Here is a 6,136-nt window from a genome sequence, read left to right as displayed (position 1 = left end):
ATTGTTATCTCTAAAATATCTGGCTTGGTTTGTTTGTGGTTTAAATCAAGTAAGTTTCCTTACATGGTTTAAACGATTAATCAATTGTCACTTTGTGACTTTTGAATTAACCTGCTGTTCAATTTTCAAAGTTCATTTATTAGTTAAGACTTTTACAAATATTCGCCACTTTCGACGACTTGTTCATAGTATCACATTCACTTTATAATGTCAATACTATCTTTGGTGCCTAGAGGCGGAATCGAACCACCGACACGGGGATTTTCAGTCCCCTGCTCTACCGACTGAGCTATCTAGGCATATGGTGGGCCTAGCTGGACTCGAACCAGCGACCTCACGCTTATCAGGCGTGCGCTCTAACCACCTGAGCTATAGGCCCATACTATAAAATTACTGGCAGGGGTGGAGGGACTCGAACCCCCGGCGCACGGTTTTGGAGACCGACGCTCTACCAACTGAGCTACACCCCTATGGTTAAATGGTGGACCATCAGGGACTCGAACCCCGGACCTACCGGTTATGAGCCGGGCGCTCTAACCAACTGAGCTAATGGTCCATAAGTGTTGGCATATATAATCTTCTATTCTGGTGCCGAAGACCGGAATCGAACCGGTACGAAAGTATAAGTTTCGCAGGATTTTAAGTCCTGTGCGTCTGCCAGTTCCGCCACTTCGGCACTTTACGTGGCTACGTCCTAACCTCCCAGGCGGCTTCCCACCAAGTACTTTCAGCGCTAAGGAGCTTAACTTCTGTGTTCGGAATGGGAACAGGTGTATCCTCCTTGCTATAGTAACCACATTTTAATGAAGCCAAACTTTCAACGACTAAATGGAGTCGAAAGTTAACAGCTGAACTAATACAAATTTCTTTTGAAATCTGCATTCCTTATTTGTACCCTCAAAACTGAATAACTTGCTCTTACTAAAACATCTTATTGGTCAAGTCCTCGATCTATTAGTATCAGTAAGCTACATACATTGCTGCACTTACACCTCTGACCTATCAACCAGGTAGTCTTCCTGGGATCTTAACCTTACGGTGGGAAATCTTATCTTGAAGTTGGCTTCGCGCTTAGATGCTTTCAGCGCTTATCCTTTCCATACATAGCTACCCAGCCATGCCCTTGGCAGAACAACTGGTACACCAGAGGTATGTCCATCCCGGTCCTCTCGTACTAAGGACAGATCTCCTCAAATTTCCTACGCCTGCGACGGATAGGGACCGAACTGTCTCACGACGTTCTGAACCCAGCTCGCGTACCACTTTAATGGGCGAACAGCCCAACCCTTGGGACCAACTACAGCCCCAGGATGTGATGAGCCGACATCGAGGTGCCAAACCTCCCCGTCGATGTGGACTCTTGGGGGAGATAAGCCTGTTATCCCCAGGGTAGCTTTTATCCGTTGAGCGATGGCCCTTCCACTCAGAACCACCGGATCACTAAGTCCGTATTTCTACCTTGCTCGACCTGTTTGTCTTGCAATCAAGCTCCCTTTTGCCTTTACACTCTTCGTACGATTTCCGACCGTACTGAGGGAACCTTTGAGCGCCTCCGTTACCTTTTGGGAGGCGACCGCCCCAGTCAAACTGCCCACCAGACAGTGTCCCAAGACCAGTTTCATGGCCTATGGTTAGAGTCCCAATACTACAAGGGTGGTATCCCAAGGTTGACTCCATCTAAACTGACGCCCAGATTTCTTCGTCTCCCACCTATCCTGTACATGTAGTACCGAGACCCAATGTCAAGCTACAGTAAAGCTCCATGGGGTCTTTCCGTCCTGTCGCAGGTACCCGGCATCTTCACCGGGACTACAATTTCACCGAGTCTGTTGTTGAGACAGTGCCCAAATCGTTACGCCTTTCGTGCGGGTCGGAACTTACCCGACAAGGAATTTCGCTACCTTAGGACCGTTATAGTTACGGCCGCCGTTTACTGGGGCTTAAGATCACTGCTTCGATTGCTCTTACAGATCCCCTTAACCTTCCAGCACCGGGCAGGCGTCAGCTCCTATACATCGTCTTGCGACTTAGCAGAAACCTATGTTTTTGGTAAACAGTCGCTTGGGCCAATTCTCTGCGGCCCCATTGCTGGGGCACCCCTTATCCCTAAGTTACGGGGTCATTTTGCCGAGTTCCTTAACAACAGTTCTCTCGCTGGCCTTAGGATACTCTCCTCACCCACCTGTGTCGGTTTGCGGTACGGGTACCTTTAATCTCGATAGAGACTTTTCTCGACAGTGTGAAATCAGCTGCTTCGCTACTTTATTTCGCTCCCCATCGTATCCTAGCATTAACCAAACGGATTTGCCTATCTGGTCTGCCTCAATACTTAGACACACTTAACCAACAGTGTGCTCAGCTTATCCTACTGTGTCATCCCTTCTCTCAAACGATTATCGGTAGTACAGGAATTTCAACCTGTTGTCCATCGCCTACGCCTTTCGGCCTGAGCTTAGGTCCCGACTAACCCAGGGAGGACGAACCTTCCCCTGGAAACCTTGGGTTTACGGCCTGAAGGATTCTCACCTTCATCTCGCTACTCATGCCAACATTCTCTCTCCCATACTGTCCACAGCTCCTTACGGTACTGCTTCATCCTGCATGGGAAGCTCCTCTACCTACCTTGCGGTACCGTAGCTTCGGTAGTATGTTTTAGCCCCGGAAATCTTCGGCGCAGGATCACTCGACCAGTGAGCTATTACGCACTCTTTAAATGAATGGCTGCTTCTAAGCCAACATCCTGGTTGTCTGTGCAATCCCACATCCTTTACCACTTAACATACATTTAGGGACCTTAGCTGACGGTCTGGGCTCTTTCCCTTTCGACTATGAACCTTATCACCCACAGTCTGACTCCTGAATAAAAGATTATGGCATTCGGAGTTTGATAGTCTTCGGTAAGTGCAATACCCCCTAGGACATTCAGTGCTCTACCTCCACATCTCTACATTCAAGGCTAGCCCTAAAGCTATTTCGAGGAGAACCAGCTATCTCCGAGCTCGATTGGAATTTCACCGCTACCCACAAGTCATCCCCGCACTTTTCAACGTACGTGGGTTCGGACCTCCACGAAATTTTACTTTCGCTTCATCCTGCTCATGGGTAGGTCGCCCGGTTTCGGGTCTACGTCATGTGACTATGTCGCCCAGTTAAGACTCGCTTTCGCTACGGCTCCACACCTTAAGTGCTTAACCTTGCCACATAACGTAACTCGTTGGCCCGTTCTACAAAAAGTACGCGGTCACGCGAATAATGCGCTCCCACAGTTTGTAAGTGCAGGGTTTCAGGTTCTATTTCACTCCCCTCCCGGGGTTCTTTTCACCTTTCCCTCACGGTACTATACGCTATCGGTCACTAGGTAGTATTTAGCCTTGGGGGGTGGTCCCCCCTGCTTCCCACAAGGTTTCACGTGTCTCGTGGTACTCTGGATCATATCAAGAGCTTTCTTGGCTTTGTGTACGGGACTATTACCCTCTGTGGTAGAACTTTCCAGAACTCTTCCACTCGCAATAACTTCTCCTTAAGATATGTCCGCAACCCCAAATTAGTAAACTAACTTGGTTTGGGCTCTTCCGCGTTCGCTCGCCGCTACTAGCGGAATCGAATTTCTTTCTCTTCCTTCAGGTACTTAGATGTTTCAGTTCCCTGAGTTCCCCTCCTTAGACTATGTATTCATCTAAGGATACTTGGACATTACTCCAAGTGAGTTTCCTCATTCAGAAATCTTCGGATCAATGTGTATGTGCCACTCCCCGAAGCTTATCGCAGCTTATCACGTCTTTCATCGGCTCCTAGTGCCAAGGCATCCGCCCTGCACCCTTAATAACTTGACCTTAAGTGACACCCAAAATTTTAATTTTGTTGGTGGAACTAATGCAGATGTGAAACATCTGTAATCCTTTCCAAGATAATAAAATTTCCGATTCACTATGTTATTAATGAGATTTTTCTAATTTTGGTCTTTCGACCAGTGTTAAAAGAATAATTGGTGTTTTTTAATGAGTTTTCTCTCATATATTTATCAAGTTTAACTTGATAGATGTCTTTTGTAATCACTAAATTATTCAGTTTTCAAGGTACAAACTTTGAAAGTCTAATGAACTTTCAAAATCGAACAGCAGGTAATTCTCCTTAGAAAGGAGGTGATCCAGCCGCACCTTCCGATACGGCTACCTTGTTACGACTTCACCCCAGTTATCGACGCCACCTTCGACGACTTCCTCCTTGCGGTTGGATAATCGGCTTCGGGTGTTTCCGACTCCCATGGTGTGACGGGCGGTGTGTACAAGACCCGGGAACGCATTCACCGCAGCATTCTGATCTGCGATTACTAGTAACTCCAGCTTCATGTAGGCGAGTTTCAGCCTACAATCCGAACTGAGAATGGCTTTAAGGGATTAGCTCCACCTCACGGTTTGGCAACCCTCTGTACCACCCATTGTAGCACGTGTGTAGCCCTAAGCATAAGGGGCATGATGATTTGACGTCATCCCCACCTTCCTCCAGGTTATCCCTGGCAGTCTCTCTAGAGTGCCCAACTGAATGCTGGCAACTAAAGACAAGGGTTGCGCTCGTTGCGGGACTTAACCCAACATCTCACGACACGAGCTGACGACAACCATGCACCACCTGTCACCTCAGCCCCGAAGGGAAGGTGTGATTAAACACCGGTCTAAGGGATGTCAAGCTTAGGTAAGGTTCTTCGCGTTGCTTCGAATTAAACCACATGCTCCGCTACTTGTGCGGGTCCCCGTCAATTCCTTTGAGTTTCACACTTGCGTGCGTACTCCCCAGGCGGAGTACTTAATGCGTTAGCTGCGGCACCGAGGGGGGTAACCCCCGACACCTAGTACTCATCGTTTACAGCGTGGACTACCAGGGTATCTAATCCTGTTTGCTACCCACGCTTTCGTGCCTCAGTGTCAGTTGCAGTCCAGAAAGCCGCCTTCGCTACTGGTGTTCCTCCCAATATCTACGCATTTCACCGCTACACTGGGAATTCCACTTTCCTCTCCTGCACTCAAGTCTTCCAGTTTCGGAGGCTAACTACGGTTGAGCCGTAGCCTTTAACCACCGACTTGAAAGACCACCTACGCACCCTTTACGCCCAGTAAATCCGGATAACGCTAGCCCCCTACGTATTACCGCGGCTGCTGGCACGTAGTTAGCCGGGGCTTCCTCACAGGGTACCGTCATTATCTTCCCCTGCAACAGAACTTTACGATCCGAAGACCTTCATCGTTCACGCGGCGTTGCTGCATCAGGCTTTCGCCCATTGTGCAATATTCCCCACTGCTGCCTCCCGTAGGAGTTTGGACCGTGTCTCAGTTCCAATGTGGCCGATCACCCTCTCAGGTCGGCTACTGATCGTCGCCTTGGTGGGCAGTTATCTCACCAACTAGCTAATCAGACGCGGGTCCATCCTATACCGCTAACACTTTGATATATCTACGATGCCGTAAATATATATTATCATGTATTAGTAAACTTTTCAGTATGTTATCCATGTGTATAGGGCAGGTTACCCACGCGTTACTCACCCGTCCGCCGCTCATCTTTCTCAGTGCAAGCACCGATAAGACGCGCTCGACTTGCATGTGTTAGGCACGCCGCCAGCGTTCATCCTGAGCCAGGATCAAACTCTCATAAAAAAATTTGTTCTCGCTCAGACTATTGTTATCTCTAAAATATCTGGCTTGGTTTGTTTGTGGTTTAAATCAAGTAAGTTTCCTTACATGGTTTAAACGATTAATCAATTGTCACTTTGTGACTTTTGAATTAACCTGCTGTTCAATTTTCAAAGTTCATTGCCGCCTCACTTGACGACCTATTAATGATAACACATTTACTTTTGTTTGTCAATATGTTTTTTGAAGTTTTTTTATAATGTTTTTCTGTCGGTAAATAGAATTTGTATAAAACTCTATTTCAAGGACAAATACACTATCCATACTTCTTCTGTTGTGACGCTGTATCTCTCAGCGACAAGTAATGCTATACACCCTTTTAAGATATACGTCAATACTTTTTTTAGTTTTTTGTAAAAAAGTTTTTTATATCCTCTAATATGTGTTCATTTCCCTTGCAATTTGTAAGTTCATGCTTAAATCCATCATACACCTTGTATGATACACTT

Annotated in this window: 5 tRNA genes and 3 rRNA genes; all 8 read right to left on the bottom strand. The window is 47.1% G+C overall.

Annotated features, from left to right (window positions below):
- Window positions 1–223: 223 nt before the first annotated feature.
- A tRNA-Phe gene (locus tag VIR50_RS02525) sits at window positions 224–299 on the bottom strand.
- Window positions 300–302: 3 nt separating this feature from the next.
- Window positions 303–379 (bottom strand) — tRNA-Ile (locus tag VIR50_RS02520).
- 15 nt (window positions 380–394) lie between these two features.
- Window positions 395–470, bottom strand: a tRNA-Trp gene (locus VIR50_RS02515).
- 9 nt (window positions 471–479) lie between these two features.
- A tRNA-Ile gene (locus VIR50_RS02510) sits at window positions 480–556 on the bottom strand.
- A gap of 30 nt (window positions 557–586) precedes the next feature.
- A tRNA-Leu gene (locus VIR50_RS02505) sits at window positions 587–676 on the bottom strand.
- 5 nt (window positions 677–681) lie between these two features.
- Window positions 682–798, bottom strand: a 5S ribosomal RNA gene (gene rrf, locus VIR50_RS02500).
- 136 nt (window positions 799–934) lie between these two features.
- A 23S ribosomal RNA gene (locus VIR50_RS02495) occupies window positions 935–3,833 on the bottom strand.
- A 302-nt stretch (window positions 3,834–4,135) separates the two neighbouring features.
- Window positions 4,136–5,651 (bottom strand): 16S ribosomal RNA (locus VIR50_RS02490).
- The 16S, 23S and 5S rRNA genes sit together here with 5 tRNA genes alongside, the layout of an rRNA operon.
- Window positions 5,652–6,136: the final 485 nt, after the last annotated feature.

Origin of the sequence: Prevotella sp. (assembly GCF_036570325.1) — a bacterium.
Lineage (GTDB): Bacteria > Bacteroidota > Bacteroidia > Bacteroidales > Bacteroidaceae > Prevotella.
Note: the sequence above shows the minus strand (reverse complement) of the source record. Positions and strands in the feature narration are given on the sequence as shown.